General features: G+C 67.0%; 15 protein-coding genes and 2 pseudogenes. 8 read left to right on the top strand and 9 right to left on the bottom strand.

What is annotated here, in order from left to right; genetic code table 11:
- Positions 1-12: 12 nt before the first annotated feature.
- Together C6A82_RS19680 and C6A82_RS19685 are read left to right on the top strand one after the other, a co-directional pair.
- Positions 13-2,178 carry a molybdopterin-dependent oxidoreductase gene (locus C6A82_RS19680; RefSeq protein WP_105348635.1) on the top strand — a complete coding sequence of 722 codons (2,166 nt, stop codon included), beginning with the start codon at positions 13-15 and terminating at the stop codon, positions 2,176-2,178.
- 94 nt (positions 2,179-2,272) lie between these two features.
- A complete protein-coding gene (locus C6A82_RS19685; protein WP_105348634.1) occupies positions 2,273-3,799 on the top strand; it encodes an adenylate/guanylate cyclase domain-containing protein in 1,527 nt (508 codons plus the stop codon).
- A gap of 39 nt (positions 3,800-3,838) precedes the next feature.
- On the opposite strand, the gene C6A82_RS19690 is transcribed toward C6A82_RS19685, so the two are convergent.
- A complete protein-coding gene (locus C6A82_RS19690; RefSeq protein WP_105348632.1) occupies positions 3,839-4,408 on the bottom strand; it encodes a hypothetical protein in 570 nt (189 codons plus the stop codon).
- 180 nt (positions 4,409-4,588) lie between these two features.
- On the bottom strand, positions 4,589-4,789 hold the full coding sequence (locus C6A82_RS19695) for a hypothetical protein (protein ID WP_105348631.1): 201 nt from the start codon (positions 4,787-4,789) through the stop codon (positions 4,589-4,591).
- 71 nt (positions 4,790-4,860) lie between these two features.
- Here C6A82_RS19695 and C6A82_RS19700 point away from each other — a divergent pair, with 71 nt between their 5' ends.
- Positions 4,861-5,769 carry an AIM24 family protein gene (locus tag C6A82_RS19700; protein ID WP_105348629.1) on the top strand — a complete coding sequence of 303 codons (909 nt, stop codon included), beginning with the start codon at positions 4,861-4,863 and terminating at the stop codon, positions 5,767-5,769.
- Between the two features lies 1 nt (position 5,770).
- On the opposite strand, the gene dtd is transcribed toward C6A82_RS19700, so the two are convergent.
- Both dtd and C6A82_RS19710 read right to left on the bottom strand, forming a co-directional pair.
- Complete coding sequence (gene dtd / locus C6A82_RS19705) at positions 5,771-6,202, bottom strand: D-aminoacyl-tRNA deacylase (protein ID WP_105348627.1); 432 nt, start codon at positions 6,200-6,202, stop codon at positions 5,771-5,773.
- Positions 6,203-6,212: 10 nt separating this feature from the next.
- Complete coding sequence (locus C6A82_RS19710; RefSeq protein ID WP_105348626.1) at positions 6,213-6,857, bottom strand: DUF305 domain-containing protein; 645 nt, start codon at positions 6,855-6,857, stop codon at positions 6,213-6,215.
- A gap of 63 nt (positions 6,858-6,920) precedes the next feature.
- Between C6A82_RS19710 and C6A82_RS19715 the strand changes: the two genes are divergently transcribed.
- Positions 6,921-9,164: a cation-translocating P-type ATPase gene (locus tag C6A82_RS19715; RefSeq protein WP_199193952.1), complete on the top strand. Its 2,244-nt coding sequence runs from the start codon at positions 6,921-6,923 to the stop codon at positions 9,162-9,164.
- 316 nt (positions 9,165-9,480) lie between these two features.
- Here C6A82_RS19715 and C6A82_RS19720 read toward each other — a convergent pair whose 3' ends face one another.
- A complete protein-coding gene (locus tag C6A82_RS19720) occupies positions 9,481-10,605 on the bottom strand; it encodes an adenylate/guanylate cyclase domain-containing protein (protein WP_105348624.1) in 1,125 nt (374 codons plus the stop codon).
- Between the two features lie 23 nt (positions 10,606-10,628).
- Here C6A82_RS19720 and C6A82_RS19725 point away from each other — a divergent pair, with 23 nt between their 5' ends.
- Positions 10,629-11,120 (top strand): DNA-deoxyinosine glycosylase, encoded by a 492-nt coding sequence (locus C6A82_RS19725; RefSeq protein ID WP_233217147.1) that lies wholly within the window; start codon positions 10,629-10,631, stop codon positions 11,118-11,120.
- On the opposite strand, the gene C6A82_RS19730 is transcribed toward C6A82_RS19725, so the two are convergent.
- Positions 11,117-12,508: an amidase gene (locus tag C6A82_RS19730; RefSeq protein WP_105348621.1), complete on the bottom strand. Its 1,392-nt coding sequence runs from the start codon at positions 12,506-12,508 to the stop codon at positions 11,117-11,119. The genes C6A82_RS19725 and C6A82_RS19730 overlap by 4 nt on opposite strands.
- A gap of 17 nt (positions 12,509-12,525) precedes the next feature.
- Positions 12,526-12,645: pseudogene (locus tag C6A82_RS19735) on the bottom strand (AraC family transcriptional regulator); the annotation flags it as partial.
- Between the two features lie 133 nt (positions 12,646-12,778).
- On the opposite strand from C6A82_RS19735, the gene C6A82_RS19740 reads away from it, so the two are divergent.
- Positions 12,779-13,279 carry a hypothetical protein gene (locus C6A82_RS19740; protein WP_105348619.1) on the top strand — a complete coding sequence of 167 codons (501 nt, stop codon included), beginning with the start codon at positions 12,779-12,781 and terminating at the stop codon, positions 13,277-13,279.
- Between the two features lie 55 nt (positions 13,280-13,334).
- Here the strand turns inward: C6A82_RS19740 and C6A82_RS19745 are convergent, their stop codons facing one another.
- On the bottom strand, positions 13,335-13,493 hold the full coding sequence (locus C6A82_RS19745) for a hypothetical protein (protein ID WP_199193951.1): 159 nt from the start codon (positions 13,491-13,493) through the stop codon (positions 13,335-13,337).
- Between the two features lie 135 nt (positions 13,494-13,628).
- Between C6A82_RS19745 and C6A82_RS19750 the strand changes: the two genes are divergently transcribed.
- Both C6A82_RS19750 and C6A82_RS19755 read left to right on the top strand, forming a co-directional pair.
- Positions 13,629-14,060 (top strand): SRPBCC family protein, encoded by a 432-nt coding sequence (locus C6A82_RS19750; RefSeq protein ID WP_105348617.1) that lies wholly within the window; start codon positions 13,629-13,631, stop codon positions 14,058-14,060.
- Between the two features lie 68 nt (positions 14,061-14,128).
- Positions 14,129-14,596: a glyoxalase/bleomycin resistance/extradiol dioxygenase family protein gene (locus C6A82_RS19755; protein ID WP_105348656.1), complete on the top strand. Its 468-nt coding sequence runs from the start codon at positions 14,129-14,131 to the stop codon at positions 14,594-14,596.
- A 19-nt stretch (positions 14,597-14,615) separates the two neighbouring features.
- On the opposite strand, the pseudogene C6A82_RS19760 reads toward C6A82_RS19755, so the two are convergent.
- A pseudogene (locus tag C6A82_RS19760) lies at positions 14,616-16,060 on the bottom strand (S1C family serine protease).
- Positions 16,061-16,068: the final 8 nt, after the last annotated feature.

Below are 16,068 nucleotides of genomic sequence, written 5' to 3' on the forward strand. Positions count from 1 at the left end.
CACTATGTCCACATGGAGGCCAGAACGGTGTACACGTTCTGCCGATACTGCTCGGCGGCGTGCGGCATCGAAGTGACCGTCGAGGGCAATCGCGCGACGAAAATCTCGGCCGACAAGGAGAATCCGCACAGCTGGCACGACTTCTGCGCCAAGGGCCGTACCGCCAACCAACTCGTCGAACATCCGCGCCGAATCGTGAACCCGATGCGACGCGTCGGCGACACCTATGTGGAGGCCACCTGGGACGAGGCCATCACCGACATCGCCGCCCGGATGAACGCGCTGATCGCAGCCGATGGACCCGACGCGGTCGGGCTGTATTACGGGAATCCAACTGGCTTCTCGGCCTCCAATGTCCTGTTCATGATGGCCTGGCTGGATGCCGTAGGCACCCAGAACCGATACGCCGTCGGGTCGGTCGATCAGAACGCGATGCACGTCGTCGCCGACGCGATGTACGGATCGATCGTGATGGCGCCAGTATCCGACGTCGACAACTGTGATTATTTCCTGCTGGTCGGCGCGAATCCGGCCATCAGCGCATGGAATTGGCTTGAGACCGTGCCGGGTGGATGGCGACGCGCACTCGATCGGCAGAAGGACGGCGCGACGATCGTCGTCGTCGACCCGCTGCGCACGGAGACTGCCGACAAGGCGGATGTGCACCTCGCCGTGCGCCCCGGCCAGGATTGGGCCCTGTTGCTCGCGATGGTCAAGGTCATCCTCGACGAGGGGCTGGAGCACAAGCAGGACTGCGCCGAGCTCGCGACGGGCATACCCGAACTGCGGACGCTCGTCGCCGAAGCAGACCTCGACGATCTCGCATCCCGCTGCGATGTGTCGCGTGAGCAGATCGCAAGGGTCGCACATGATTTCGCAGCTGCACGGCGGGCGATGGTGGTCACGCGCACAGGCGTGTCGTTGCATGTGACAGGCACGATCGGCGAATGGTTGGGGCACGTGCTCAACGTGGTTACCGGCCGGATGGACCGTCCCGGTGGCCGCAGGTTCGAACCCGGCTACGTCGATGTGTTGAAACTGTCGGGCCTGGCCAAACCGCCAGCGCACACCAGTCGGATTCAGAAGCGGGAACTGGTGGCGGGCGCTCATGCGCTTGCCGAGCTGCCGGATGAGATCACCACACCCGGGCCCGGGCAGATCCGCGGAATGGTGATCAACTGCGGCAATCCGGTGGTGTCGGGGCCCGATGGAGTCAAGCTCGACAAGGCGCTCGCCGAGCTGGACCTGTTGGTGGCGATCGATCTGGTGCAGCGCGAGAGCCATCGGCATGCACATTGGCTGCTGCCCGCCGTGCACTGGTTGGAGCGCGACGATCTGCTGGCGTTGACGAGCAACCTGCACGACGAACCGTATGTCCAGTACGGACGGCGGGCCGTAGATCCGCCTTCGGGGGCGCGCGAGGAGTGGCGCATCTTCGTAGACCTGGCGATTGCAATGCGCAGGCCGCTGTTTGGCGCCACTGGCATCAACGGGTTCGTCAGGGCCACCAGGGCGATGGCGCGCATTACCGGTAGACCTGCTCTCGAGTTCAGCCCCCGCTGGCTGAATCGGCTTCTGATCGCCACCAGCCGTAAAGTGAACGGTCACAAGGTGACTTGGCGTGAACTCATGGCCAACCCGCACGGCTTGGTGTTGGGACCGCGGCAGTTCGGCCACTTCAAGGACGCGCTGCGGACCGACGACAAGAAGGTGCACGCCGCGCCACCCGAGTTCGTCCAGCGCACGCACGAGTTGCTCGCCGAACCGCATCCGGTCGCGCCGGACGGTTACCCGTTTCAGCTGGCGAACCGGCGGCACCGACACTCGATGAACTCGTGGCTCAACGAACTGCCCGGTCTGCATCCGTCGGGCAAGAAGAACGAGGTCCTGATCAACCCTGACGACGCAGCAGGTCTGGGCATCGGCGACGGTGACCGGGTGAGGGTGTTCTCCCCCGTCGGGGAAATCGAGCTGCCCGCGGCGATCGACAAGGTAACGCGGCCCGGCGTGATCGTCGTCGATCACGGTTGGGGCTCAAGAATTTTCGATCCCCGCGGCGGTCAGGCACCTGAGTCGTTCGGCGTCAACCGGAATCTCCTCGTCGACGGCGGTCCAGTCGATCCGCTGTCGCAGACCTCGGCGCTGAGCTCGTCCTACGTCGGCATCGAACGCATCTAGCACCACGTCAGCAAAGACACAGCGCGTTACTGCCAGGCAGGCGCGCAGTGGGGAAATCGGCACGTCGGCGGACCGGTCGTACTACGGTTGGCGGATGGGGGCGCCTGACACCCGCTATGCCAAGAAGGGCGAGATCAGCATCGCCTATCAGGTCGTCGGCGACGGCCCGATCAACCTTGTCCTCGTCAATGGGATCGTCTCGCACATGGCCCTGATGTGGAGCGACCCGCAAGCCAACGCGATGCTGCGGCGCCTCACGTCTTTCGCCCGACTGATCATGTTCGACAAGCCCGGAACCGGCTTGTCGGACCCGGTCGCCGGGCCGCCGTCGGTCGAGCAGCGGGTCGAGGACATCACCGCCGTGATGGATGCCGTGGGCGTCGAACGGGCCTGGCTGCTCGGCTACTCCGAGGGGGGCACACCATCTGTGCTCTTTGCGGCAATCCATCCACAGCGATGTGACGGACTTGTCCTGATGGAAACCGCCGCAAAGTGGCTGTCGGAGCCGGACTACCTCCCCGAGTACAGCAGTCTCTTTCAAGGTATGTGGACTCAAATGCTCGGCGAGGCAACGGAATGGGGCGCCGGCAAAGTGTTTGCGCTCTGGGCTCCTAGCGCAGTTTCCGTTCCGGGATCGACGCAGGTTTTTGGAAGCGCCGAGCGAATCTGCGCCAGCCCGGGGATGGCCATCGCTCTGCTGAAATCGACGACGCACATGGACGTTCGGTCGGTTCTGCCAAGGATTTCGGCGCCGACTCTCGTCGTGAACCGCGAAGACAGTTTCGTGCGGGTGGAATTAGGCCGGTACCTGGCCGAGCAGATACCGCGGGCTAGGCACGCCGTTTTTCCGGGTGCCGATCATCTCGTCTGGGTCGGCGACTGGGAGCCCATCGTCGACGAGATCGAGGAGTTCCTGACAGGCGCTCGCCATCGGTCTGATCCCGACCGCGCGCTGGTGACGATCTTGTTCACGGACATCGTGTCGTCCACCGAGCACACATCCGAGATGGGTGACGAGCGCTGGCGCGCCCTCGTCGAGCGCCACGACGACGTCGTCCGGGCGGAGATCGCACGGTACGGAGGTCGGACGGTCAAAACGCTCGGCGACGGGATACTCGCCGTGTTCGACGGGCCCGCGAAGGCAATCCGTGCCGCACGCGCCATGAACGAGGCCGTTCGTGGTCTGGGGATCGAGATAAGAGCCGGCGTCCATACCGGTGAGTGCGATCGTCGTGGTGAGGATCTCGCCGGCATCGCCGTGAATGTCGCGGCCCGGATCGTCTCATACGCCGGCGCGGGCGAGATCTTCGCGTCGAGCACGGTCAGGGAGCTTGTACTCGGGTCGGGCCTCGAGTTCGTCGAGCGCGGCACCTACACGCTGAAGGGCGTGCCGGACGAATGGCACCTCTTCGCCGTGACCGGCGATGGACGAACCGACTCCCGTCCGGTGAATGAGGTCGATCCGTCGGTTGCCGCCCTCACCCCCGGCCCGATGCAGACGCTTCGCCCCCGCGACCGTCTCTTGCTCACAGCGGCACATCGCGTCCCCGGCGTGTTGCGCAAAGCAGGCCGCCCGCTGCTCTACCCCAAACGCCCGTGGACACGGTCGAAACTCAGCTGAGCGCGCTCGTCCTACGTCGGCATCGAGCGCGTCGGCTGATCAGACCTGCGGGCCCTCCGACCTGAGGTCGTCGACATTGCGCATTGCGTCGCGGAGTTTCGTGAGCCACTCCTCGGTGTGCTCACCGACCAACTTGACCGACCACGCAAGCGCGTCCGACCGCGACCGAGCGACGCCGGCGTCGACGAGGGTGTCGAGTACCTGACGCTCGGGTTGGCGCAGCCGTGTCATCACCGGAACGGCGATGTGGGTGAACAGGATTCGCTCCGTCGAATCGGCGCCGGCGGCCCCGATTTCCACGCCCCACGACACCTTGCGGCCGTATTTGTCCTGCGCCTCGTCGGCGATCCGCATGCGCTCCTGTCTGGTCTCCTCCCGGAACCGGGAGGCGCGGCCGGATGCCCGGGCCTCGCTCTCGCCTTCGGGGTCGGGCAGCCTTCCGATGACGGTGATCTCCTCGCGGTCGACCACGACTTCCGGGTCGCCGTCGAACCAGTCGGGCAAGCGGCCGGCGAACCATTCGGCTGCGTCGCCTGCGTCGGGTTGATTGGCCTGCTGCCAGCCGCCTGGGCGGCCCGCGCGTCGGCCGTGTGCGTGATGATATCTCATGATTACATAATTACACCGTTGCACGGCAGATGAGGCGGCGTTCTCCCACGGCGAACAGGTGAAGCCTTCTCGAAGCGTCGAGCGAGATCTGCGCGTCGAGAATGCGCTGACGGTGACGCTTACTCGAACTTCTTCGCCACTACCGCAGTCTCAGCGGAGCCCGCGCACGGCCCGGCGCTATCAGCGTTTCATCAACACGGCGGCTCCCCCGCCGAGCACCATCCCGATCAGCAGGAGCGCGGCCCAGCCGACGCCGAAGAACCACCACACCCCAGCCAGCGCTATGACGGCGGGCGACACGGCGAACAGCACCATGCCGGGGTGCTGCCTGATGACCCAGAGGGCGCTCTGCGCACGCACTCGATCGATTTCCTTTGCCATCTAATAAGCATGCCAGCGTCGCGCGAACCACGGCATAGTGTCTTCGAAAGCCCGACGCAGAGGAGCGAATCGTGACCGGACCTCAAGCCGGCAGTTGGCAACCAGATCCCGAGGGCCGCTACGAGTACCGCTGGTGGGATGGGCAACGCTGGACGGATCAGGTGTCGCAGCGGGGTCAGGTCAGCCGCGCGCCGATGGGCGGCGCACCCGCACCGGGCGGCGCGCCGAGCCCGCCAGGCGGACAGCCGCAGGCGCAGGTTCAGCAGGGCGGGCCGCCGCAGGGCGGCCATGCCCCGGCCGGCGACGGGTTCGCGGGCATCACCGGCGAGCTCGTCGACGGACGGTTCAGCGAGAAAGAAGCCAAGCCGATCGCGAACCAGAACTCGAAACTTCTGCGCGTGCGCCTCGGCGAACCGTTCATGGCGCGTCAGGGCGCCATGGTTGCCTATCAGGGCAACGTGGACTTCGCGTTCGAGGGCGGCGGCGCCGGGCGCTTCATCAAGAAGGCCCTGACCGGTGAGGGGCTGCCGCTGATGCGCTGCCAGGGTCAGGGCGATGTATTTCTGGCCGAGCGGGCCTACGACGTCCATCTGTTGAACATCAACGACTCCGGACTGTCGATCAGCGGCAAGAACGTGCTGGCCTTCTCGTCGAGCCTGGACTGGAACATCGAGCGGGTGAAGGGTGGCAGCATCGCGACTGGCGGGCTGTTCAACACGACGTTGCGCGGCACCGGGTGGGTGGCGTTGACGACCGACGGCCCGCCGGTGGTGCTCAACGCCGCGGAGGCGCCGACGTTCGCGGACACCAACGCTGTGGTGGCGTGGTCGGCGAACCTGCAGACGCAGCTGAAGACGAGCTTCAAGGCGGGTGCGCTGATCGGGCGCGGGTCCGGCGAGGCGGTCCAGGTGTCGTTCCACGGGCAGGGCTTCGTCATCGTTCAGCCTTCGGAGGGCTTCCCGGTCACCCCGGCCGCATAAATCAGAGCTCCAACTGAACGGTCACCGGCCCGTCGTTGACGAGCGCGACCTGCATGTCGGCGCCGAATACGCCGGTTTCGACACTCGCCCCCAGCTGACGCAGGGCTTCGGCGAACGCCGTCACAAGCGGTTCCGCTACGGCGCCGGGTGCCGCGGCGCTCCACGTCGGACGCCTGCCCTTCACCGTGTTGGCGTACAACGTGAACTGGCTGACGACGAGGATCGGGGCCCCGACATCGGCTGCCGACTTCTCGTCATCGAGAATTCGCAACTGCCATAGCTTTTCGGCCAACCGCTGCGCCTTGTTCTCGTCGTCGTCATGCGTGACGCCGACGAACGCGAGCAGACCCTGACCTTCCGGTGCGATGGCGCCGACGGTCTCACCGTCGACGGTCACCGACGCCGAGGCGACCCGCTGCACGAGGATGCGCACGGCGATGAGGCTACAGCGTCTCGAGGATGCCCTTCATCGTGTCGATCTCTTCTTTTTGGGTCTTGACGATCGTGCGCGCCATCTCGATTGCAGGCGCGAACGTGCCGTCCTCGATTTCGTTCTGCGCCATGTCGATTGCGCCTTCATGGTGGGTGATCATGCCCGTCAGGAAAAGCCTGTTCGCCTCGCTACCCTGAGCGTTCTTCAACGCCGTCATCTGCTCGTCGGACATCATTCCCATCGCGTCGCCGGACATGCCTTCCATGTCGTGACCGCCCTCGGTCGCATTCATGGGCGGCATCGGCGGGTTGCCCCACTGGTCGAGCCAGCCCTGCATCTGCTTGATCTCGGGACCCTGTGCGGCCTTGATCGCCTTGGCGAGCTCGGTGATTCGCGGGTCGACTCCTTGCTTCGCCAGCACGACGTCGCTCATCTCAACCGCCTGCCGGTGATGCGGGATCATGTGCTGCGCGAACATGACATCTGCGTCGTTGCGATCGCCCGCGCTCGGCGCTGCGGTCGCCGACGTAGCCGAGGAGCCATGGGCTTCCGAGTGCCCACTGCTCGAATCGCTGCCGCTGTCGGTGCCACCGCATCCGGCGATCAGGAGCGCCGCGATGGCGCCTGCACTGACCAGAACCGCCCGTTTCAACATCTCACCCTCCAGTTAGTTCGTCGTCATCTTTACCTATACCCCCTACGGGTATAGGATGGCAACATGCCGTCCGCTCCCGACACCACCGACCGACGCGAGGTCGCCCTGACGATCGGCGGGATGTCGTGCGCGTCGTGTGCGGCGCGGATCGAGAAGAAGCTGAACCAGGTGGATGGCGTCATCGCAACCGTCAACTTCGCCACCGAGCAGGCTTTTGTCGACTTCCCGAACAGCATCTCCCCCGGTGAACTGGTCGCCGCGGTCGAGGAAACCGGTTACACCGCGACGCTACCCCGGTCGGCGGGGCAGTCCGCTTCTGAGTCCGGCCCCGATGAGACGGCTTCGTGGCGCCGCCGACTGTTGATCTCGGCGACGCTGAGCATTCCGGTGGTGCTGCTGTCGATGGTGCCCGCGCTGCAGTTCGACTACTGGCAGTGGGTGGCGCTTGCCCTCGCCACGCCTGTCGCGGCGTGGGGTGCGTGGCCGTTCCATCGCGCGGCGCTCACCAACCTCCGCCACCGAGCGGCGACCATGGACACCCTCATCTCCGTGGGCGTCGCGGCGGCCTACCTGTGGTCGGTGTGGGCGCTGCTGTTCACCCACGCGGGCGAACCAGGTATGACGATGAGACTCAGCCTCGTCGCCGGCAAGGACGGCGCACCGCATCTCTATCTCGAGGTCGCGGCGGCCGTCACGACCTTCATCCTCGCGGGACGCTATTTCGAATCGCGCGCCAAGCGCAGTTCCGGCGCGGCGCTGCGGGCGCTGCTCGACATGGGCGCCAAGGACGTCGCCGTGTTGCGCGACGGATCGACCGAAACATGGCTCCCGATAGAGCAACTCGTCGTCGGCGACATTTTCGTCGCGCGCCCGGGCGAGAAGATCGCGACCGACGGCGTCGTGGTTTCCGGGACATCCGCGATCGATGCATCGATGCTGACCGGCGAGCCCGTTCCCGTCGAAGTAGGGCCAGGCGACGACGTCGTTGGAGCGACTGTCAACGTCGGGGGACGGCTCGAAATCCGCGCCACCCGCGTGGGCTCAGACACCCAACTCGCCCAGATCGCCAGGCTGGTCGCCGATGCACAGAGCGGCAAGGCCGACGTGCAGCGGCTGGCCGACCGCATATCGGCGGTCTTCGTGCCCATCGTCATCGGCCTTTCGCTTGCGACACTGGCGGTGTGGCTTGTCGTCGGCGCTTCCGCGACCGCCGCGTTCACCGCCGCGGTCGCGGTGCTCATCATCGCCTGTCCATGCGCGCTCGGGCTCGCGACCCCGACCGCCCTGCTGGTCGGAACCGGACGCGGCGCGCAGCTTGGCCTTCTGATCAAGGGGCCGCAGGTGCTGGAGTCCACTCGCCGGATCGACACCGTCGTGCTCGACAAGACCGGCACGATCACCACGGGAACGATGACGGTCATCTCCGTGCATGCGGCCGACGACGCCGATGACGCCGAAATGCTGCGGTTGTCAGGCGCACTCGAGCATGCCTCGGAGCATCCGATCGGCAGGGCCATCGCAGCGCGCGCCGCCGAAGGCGGCCCACTGCCGCAGGTGGCCGACTTCGAAAACCACGGCGGCAGAGGCGTCACCGGCACCGTGGAGGGCCTTTCGCTTGCCGCCGGACGATACAGCTGGGTGCGCGAGGCCGGGGCACTGGACCCGCCCGCCGAGCTTCTTCAGGCGGCCGATGACGCCGAAGCCGGTGGCATGACCCCGATCTGGCTGGCCGTCGACGGTCGCCTCCGTGCGGTGGTCGTCGTCTCGGACACCATCAAGGAGACATCGCAGTCCGCGATCAACGACATGCGGGGCCTTGGCCTGACGCCCGTGCTGGTCACCGGCGACAACCGGCGCGCGGCCGATGCCGTAGCGGCCCAGCTCGGCATCGACGAGGTGATCGCGGAGGTGCTGCCCGCCGGGAAGGTCGATGAGATCAAGCGGCTGCAGGATGAGGGCAAGGTCGTCGCGATGGTCGGCGACGGGGTGAACGACGCGGCCGCGCTCGCACAGGCCGACCTCGGGCTGGCGATGGGCACCGGCACCGACGTGGCCATCGCCGCCTCGGACCTCACCCTCGTGCGCGGCGATCTACGGGCGGCCCCCGATGCCATCCGGCTGTCCCGTGCCACCCTGCGAACGATCAAGGGCAATCTGTTCTGGGCCTTCGCCTACAACATCGCCGCCCTGCCCCTGGCCGCGATGGGGCTGCTGAACCCGCTGATAGCTGGTGCCGCGATGGCTTTCAGCTCGGTGTTCGTCGTCACGAACAGCCTGCGGCTGCGCCGTTTCGCGCCGTCTCGATGAACCGTCTCAGCTAGCCTGCGGCATCATCGGCTTGCAGTAGGCGCACAAGCCCATGCCAAGGGCCGGATATCCACACGCGGGGCAAATCGACGACAGGGTAAGCAGTTCCGACGCCGCAGTGATCGGTGAGCGGGGCTCCCGAGGTGCGGTGGTGCTTGATATGTCCATTTCCCGACCCTTTCCCCTGACCGCGATGGGCTACCCCGTGATCTTGTTATTAACACCCCTGTCACTAAGATTTTCTGCGTCGAGGCCCATAGTTGAGTCGGGAGTGACTCGAGTGATTTACGGGACGGCCCGGCGCCCTTCGGGCGTACTATTCGTCGTCCGCTGAGCGGGCACGAAACAGCTTCACTTCGCCCTTGATCCCCTTGATGTGCCGCCCCCCGGCGAACGACCAGCCGAACTCGTCGCCCTCACCGATCGCGTCGCGTGCCGACTCGGCGACGAGCACGGTGCCCGGACGAGCCACCGACGTCACCCTGCTCGCCAGATTCACCGGGCTGCCGAACCAGTCGCCCGCCCGCTGGACCGCGCCGCCGGAGGCCAATCCGACGCGCAGTGGGGGCAGATCCTCTTTCTCAGCGGTGGCGAGCAACTGCAGAGCGGCCCGCAGAAGCGCCGCAGCATCGGTGGCGACGAACATCACCGCATCGCCGATCGTCTTGATGAAGTGCACGGGCGGCGCCGCGACGTCGCGCGCAAGGCCGGACAGCCGGTTCGCGAGGTTCTCCAGCTCCTCGGGTGGCACGCCCTCGCCGAGCCGGGTGAACCCGACGAGATCGGCGAAGCAGACCGTCACCTCGCGTGCGCCAGGCAACTTTCCGGCCGCGCGCTCGGCAGCGTTGATCGCCTCGGTCTCCATCCCGTGGCGCAGCTGCAGCCGCAGCACATCCTCGGCCAGCGGGCCCAACATCGGCGAAACCCGTTGCACCACTTCGCTGTAGGCCTTGGCGGTCTGCAGTTCGGTGGCCCCGGGCTTGATGACCCTTTCGAGCACGGCCTGTCGCATGACCTCGGCCGTCTGCGCCATCCCCTGACCGAGCACGCGCGCCACGGCGATGACTTGATCGCGGGTGAACCCCACGTCGAGGAACGCCTGCGCCCGCGCTGCCGCCTCGGCGTCTGCACGGAGATGCACCGGTGCGTCGGGATCGTCGATTCGAGGCAGTCCGAGGGCGCGCTGCATGGCCTCGAGGAGTTCCAGGTCGACACCGGTCGTCTCACAGATCTCGCGGGCTGACACGTGCACGCCGTCGTCGCCCATGATGCGACCCGCCTGCATCTGCATCGGTGCGATGTCAGTTCGGATGTGCTCGACGGTGAAGCCCTCGCCGAGCAGCCATTCGATCAGCTCGGCGCGCTCGGCCCGGGCCTGCCCCTCGAGGCCGTCGAGAAGCCCCGATGCCTCGATCGCTTCGGTACTCCTGTCGTCGGACACCGCCTCAACGTATACCTGTAGTCGTGACGGGACCGCTGCTGGAGGGTTTGCCACCGATCGCCGACGACGACGCGCAGATCCTCATCCTCGGCAACATGCCGAGCGTACTGTCGCTGGCGGCACAGCAGTACTACGGCAATCCGCGCAACGGTTTCTGGCGAATCACCGGCGACATCTTCGGTTTCGCCCCTGACTGCGACTACCGGCATCGCACCGCTGCCCTGCGCGGCTGCGGCGTCGCCGTCTGGGACGTGCTGCGACTGTGCCGACGCGAGGGCAGCCTCGACTCGGCGATCGAACCGGACAGCATGGTGGCCAACGACTTCGAATCGTTCTTCGACACGCACCCCGCAATCGACCGGGTGTTCTTCAACGGCGCCGCAGCCGAGAAGAACTACATCCGTCTGGCCCGTGTCGACCGCCCACTGCGCTACCGCAGACTGCCGTCCACGAGCCCGGCCCAGACGATGCGCTACGAGGACAAGTTGGCGGCGTGGCGGTCGGCGCTTCGTTAGGAGATCGGCGGCCTGCGATGCGCCCACGGCCGCGCCTTCTCGATCTGCGCGGCCAGTGACAACAGCGTGGCTTCGTCGAAAGGCCTGCCCACCATCTGGATCGATGTCGGCAGTCCGTCCGCGTCGACGTCCCACGGCACGACTGCCGCCGGCTGGCCGGTGCCGTTGAACATCGCCTGGAACGGCACACGCTGGGCGACGAGGGCTAGCGTCGCCACGGCGCCGCGTCGCTGGTAGGCCCCGATCCGCGATGGCCCGCCGGCGGTGCCCGGCGTGATCACGACGTCGACGTCGTCAAAGATCGACAGAACACGTTGCGACAGTTTGCTTTCCGCTCCCCGAATCGCGGCCATCCGCCGGTCGGAGATCAACCCGCCGAGCCGGGCGAAGGTGCGGGTGCGCTTCTCCAGACGGTCCTTGCGGGGAAGCGTCTGCACATCGTCGTAGACACCTCGGAAGTACCGAGGCAGCAACTGACCGTAGACCGCGCGTGCCGGATAGTCGGGATCGCGGACCACCACCTCGTGGCCGAGTTCGCGCAGGAGCACCCCGGCCTCGTCGACGGCCGCGCGCTGCGCCCGACCGACCCGCGCCGTCAGTGGCGGCGGCACCTTGGTGCTCAGCGCAATCCGCAATCGCCCCGGTTCGCGAGCTGCCGCGTCGACGAAACCGCCCGTGGCGGCGGGCGTTGTCGACGTCGCGTCCAAAAACAGTGCCGCATCCTCGACGGTCCGCGCCATCGGGCCGTTGACCGACAAGCCGTTCCACGCGCCGTCGTGCGGCGCCAATGGGACCCGGTCGCGCTGGGGTTTGATCCCGAACAGCCCGCACCACGTCGACGGAATCCGAATGGATCCCATCCCGTCGGAGCCCAGCGCCATCGCGGCCAGACCCGCGGCAACCGCAGCGCCACTGCCGCCGCTGCTGCCGCCAGGAGTTCGGTTGGTGTCCCACGGGTTTCGCGTCGCGCCGAACTGAAGGGTCTCGGTGAACGACCACAGCATCATCTCGGGCACCCTCGTCTTGCCCAGGATGACGGCGCCCGCCGCACGCAGCCTGCGCACCACCTCCGCATCGTCGGCCTTGGCAGCTCCGTACGCATCGGTGCCGTAGGTCGTCACCTCCCCGGCGACGTCGACGTCGTCCTTGATCGCGATCGGTACCCCGAGTAGCGGCAACCGCTCGCCGCCGTCGAGGCGCGCCTGCGCGGCGGCGGCCTCGGCGCGTGCCGCACGGCCGAGCACGACGCGGTAGGACCCGAGTGTCGGATCGAGCCGGGCGATGCGGTCGAGATACAGGTCAAGCAGCGCCGGTGCGGTGATGGCGCCCGCGGCAAGGAGCCGCGCCTGTTCCGCGGCGCCCGCGAAGGCGAGTTCGGTGGACTCCACGCGCGGAGCGTATCCGCCTAGCCGCCGTGCGCGTCGGCGTATTCACCGGGCGTGACGCCCGGCATGGCGCGGAAGTCGTTGATGAAGTGCGCCTGGTCGTACCAGCCGAGTCGGACCGCGAGATCGGCGAAGTCGAGGTCGAACATCGACGTAGATGCGGAGCGGCCGACGACACCGCGCACCGGGGCGGCCTGCGATTCGTCCTGGTGGGCGGCCACGCATTCAGGAAACCATGGCCCTAGCGGCCACCCTGACCTAATCTCTATCGCTATGTCACGCGCATTCTTGGCGATCCCCGTGGTCGCCCTCGGATTTGTCCTGTCCCCCGCGGTCGCCAACGGAGCCGTCGATTGCCCTGCCGGCTGGGAGTTCGGGCCGTCGCTGAAACTGCTGCAGAGCGACGGTTGGAACGTCACGGTCGCAACGGCCGGCCGTACCGTCGGCGGAAACGCGGTCGCCGTGCCGCCCAACCAGGGCGCGCTGTGGCGCGGGACCGGTGAGGGCGGCAGCGACGGCATGACCGTTGCCTTCGGCGTCGGCTTCGACAACGGCACCGTGCTGCACTACACGGGCGTCATCGACCAGGCGACGGGCGCGGTGACCGGCGAGCGCCCCGACGGGGTCACCTGGAAAGCCACGGCCAACATGCGGTGCCCCGGCGCACCGGATGCCGCGGCCACCTCGCCGGACACGGTGAACGCCCCTCCTGGCGATTTGAACGCACCGGGGGCGCCAGGTACCCCGGGGGCGCCGGGGGCGCCGGGGCCCTAGTGACGACGAAAAGGAGGGCACTCGATCGAGGTGCCCTCCCTTGGTCGTGCTGCGGTTAGCTCGCGGTCATGTCCACCTGCGGCACGTTCACCTGCTGCTGGATTTCATGAACCCAGCGGTGGTGGATGATGTCGGCCTGGGCCGGGGCGGCGAAGCCGAGGATCGCGGCGGCTAGACCGGTTGCGGCGATGGATGCGAATCCGAACTTCTTCATCTTGGTGCCTTCTTCGTTTGTCTGTGGGCTCTTCTTGTGCCCTCTGATCTTCTAAACACGGAGGTCAGAGGGTTAATTCCGCTGGCAGCAATTGGTCGGCGGTTGGCAGCAATCGCTACCCAATACGATTCGCAGATGGCCAAACTGGAGCTTTCCCGCAGCCTCTCGATGACACCGGAAGACGCGTGGGCGCACGCGTCGAACTTTTCGACGCTCGGCGATTGGCTCGCCATGCACGAAGGCTGGCGGTCCGACCTACCCGACGAGCTCGAAGTCGGAACGACACTCGTCGGCGTCGCCGGCGTCAAGGGCATGCGCAATCGGGTCACCTGGACGGTGAAGGCGCTCGAGGCGCCGTCGCTGTTGGCGGTCACCGGCAAGGGGGTGGGCGGCACCAAGTACGGGCTCAAGATGACGGTCGAGCCGACAGCGTCAGGCTGCGACTTCACCGTCAAGATCGACCTCGGCGGTGCTCCGCTGTTCGGGCCCATCGGCGCCACGGCAGCCCGCTTGGTCAAAGGCGACATCGAACGGTCGATCGAGCGGTTCGAGGAGCTCTACAGCTGAAGGACGTCGCGCTGCGGCTGGCGCGAATTTCCAATCCTCCCGCGGTGCAGACTCGCGAAGCTGGCGGTGTGAGTGTGCAACCGATTCCGGAGGGCTACACCAGCCTGACCCCGTTTCTGTGCATCGACGGTGCTGCTGCCGCGATCGACTTCTACACCTCGGTTTTCGGCGCTGAGCTCGTCGACCGGATGGACGGGCCCGGCGGCACGGTCGCCCATGCCGAACTCGACTTCGGCAACGGGCGCCTGCAGCTGTCGGACCCGAACCCGGACTATCAGATCGCCGCGCCCGACCCGAAGGCATTCGCGACGCATTCAGTGGCGCTGTACTGCGCGGACACCGATGCCGTCGTCGCGCGCGCCGAGAAGGCCGGGGCGACGATCCGGGAACCGGCTCAGACCTTCGTGACCGGCGACCGGTTCGCGTCGATCCTCGACCCGTTCGGTCAGCGCTGGACGGTGATGACGCGCGTCGAGGACGTCTCAGGAGACGAGCGCGACCGCCGCTTGGCGGAGTGGGCCGAACAGAACTCCTGACCCACTGCCGCCGGCGCGCCTAGGTCTGCGCCAGGCCCAGCGTGACCTGCACGGTCTGCGAGGCGTGGGAGGCGTCGGTGTAGGTCAGCGTCACATCGTCGCCGGGTGCCTTGGAATGCACCGCGGCCACCAGCGCGTCGGCGTCCTCGATCGGCCGGTCGTCGACCTTGGTGATCACAACGCCACTCGGCAGACCCGCGGCCGCAGCAGGGCCGCCTGCGACCACATCGGCGACCGCAGCCCCAGGAGCGCCCGCCTCCTGCGACAGCCGGACACCCAACGATGCGTGCGAGACGCTGCCGTGGGAGACCAGTTGGTCGGCGATGCGCTTGGCCTGATCCGACGGGATCGCGAAGCCGAGCCCGATCGAGCCGCTCTGCGCGCCTTGAGCGCCCGGTCCGCCGCCCATCGAGGCGATCGCCGAGTTCACGCCCACGAGTTCACCGTTCATGTTCACAAGCGCGCCGCCGGAGTTACCCGGGTTGATCGCCGCGTCTGTCTGGATGGCGTTCATCACCGAGTGCTGGCCGGTGCTCTCGTCGCCGGTGCCGACGGGACGATCCAGCGCGCTGATGATGCCCGTCGTCACCGTGCCGTCGAGCCCGAGCGGCGAGCCGATCGCCACCACCTTCTGGCCGACCTTCAGGTCCTTCGACGATCCGATCGCTATCGGGGTGAGCCCGCTGACTCCCTGCGCCTTGACGACCGCGAGATCGTCGGCCGGGTCGGTGCCGACGACGGTGAACGGCACTGTCCGACCGTCCGACAACGACACCGTGGCCTGCGCGTCCTGGCCCGTTGAGCCCCGACCGAAGGGTGACGGCTGACCACCGGGCATACCGAGGCCCGGCAGACCCGGGAAGTTCGGATCGTCCTGCCCGCCGAACGGGTTCGCCGATGCCTGGTCGGTCGTAGGGCCGCCCACCGCGCGACCACGTGGTTGTTCGTCAGGATCAGTCCGTCAGAGCTCAGCACGACGCCAGACCCCTCCTCCTTGCCCTGACCCATGCTGATCTGCAGCTCCACCACACTGGGCAAAACCTTCGCGGCGACCTGCTCGACGGAGCTGTCCCGCGGAGCGGCGAGAGGCGGCTGCGGAGCCGGCGCGGCCGCAGTGGCTGCGGTGGCGGCGCTGTTGGCCGCCGAAGGGTCGGGCTGGTTGGCGAGCACCGCCGCACCGACGCCGCCGGACACCACGGCGACCGCCGCGGCGCCGACGACCGCGATCCGAGCCCGAGAGGGCTTACGCTGCAATCGAATTGGGGTAGCCGGCGTCGAATCAGTCTGCTGTGCAGCGGCGTACGCGTCATACGGCGGCTGCGGCTGTTGTGTGGAGTAACGCCAGTCGTGGGGCTGTTCATAGCCGCTATGCGGAGTGAATGCTGAATTGTGTTGATCGGCAGGCACGCCGGGTGTCGAACCGGTGCGTTTTCGTCGCAGCGAGTATCGCGATTGCTTTTTCATGAAGTGGG

Source organism: Mycobacterium sp. ITM-2016-00318 (assembly GCF_002968285.2).
Lineage (GTDB): Bacteria > Actinomycetota > Actinomycetes > Mycobacteriales > Mycobacteriaceae > Mycobacterium.

Coding starts and splice junctions, on each gene's coding strand:
- C6A82_RS19680 (WP_105348635.1), top strand. CDS start 13: ATGGAGGCCAGAACGGTGTACACGTTCTGCCGATACTGCTCGGCGGCG.
- C6A82_RS19685 (WP_105348634.1), top strand. CDS start 2,273: ATGGGGGCGCCTGACACCCGCTATGCCAAGAAGGGCGAGATCAGCATC.
- C6A82_RS19690 (WP_105348632.1), bottom strand. CDS start 4,408: ATGAGATATCATCACGCACACGGCCGACGCGCGGGCCGCCCAGGCGGC.
- C6A82_RS19695 (WP_105348631.1), bottom strand. CDS start 4,789: ATGGCAAAGGAAATCGATCGAGTGCGTGCGCAGAGCGCCCTCTGGGTC.
- C6A82_RS19710 (WP_105348626.1), bottom strand. CDS start 6,857: ATGTTGAAACGGGCGGTTCTGGTCAGTGCAGGCGCCATCGCGGCGCTC.
- C6A82_RS19715 (WP_199193952.1), top strand. CDS start 6,921: ATGCCGTCCGCTCCCGACACCACCGACCGACGCGAGGTCGCCCTGACG.
- C6A82_RS19740 (WP_105348619.1), top strand. CDS start 12,779: ATGTCACGCGCATTCTTGGCGATCCCCGTGGTCGCCCTCGGATTTGTC.
- C6A82_RS19745 (WP_199193951.1), bottom strand. CDS start 13,493: ATGAAGAAGTTCGGATTCGCATCCATCGCCGCAACCGGTCTAGCCGCC.
- C6A82_RS19750 (WP_105348617.1), top strand. CDS start 13,629: ATGGCCAAACTGGAGCTTTCCCGCAGCCTCTCGATGACACCGGAAGAC.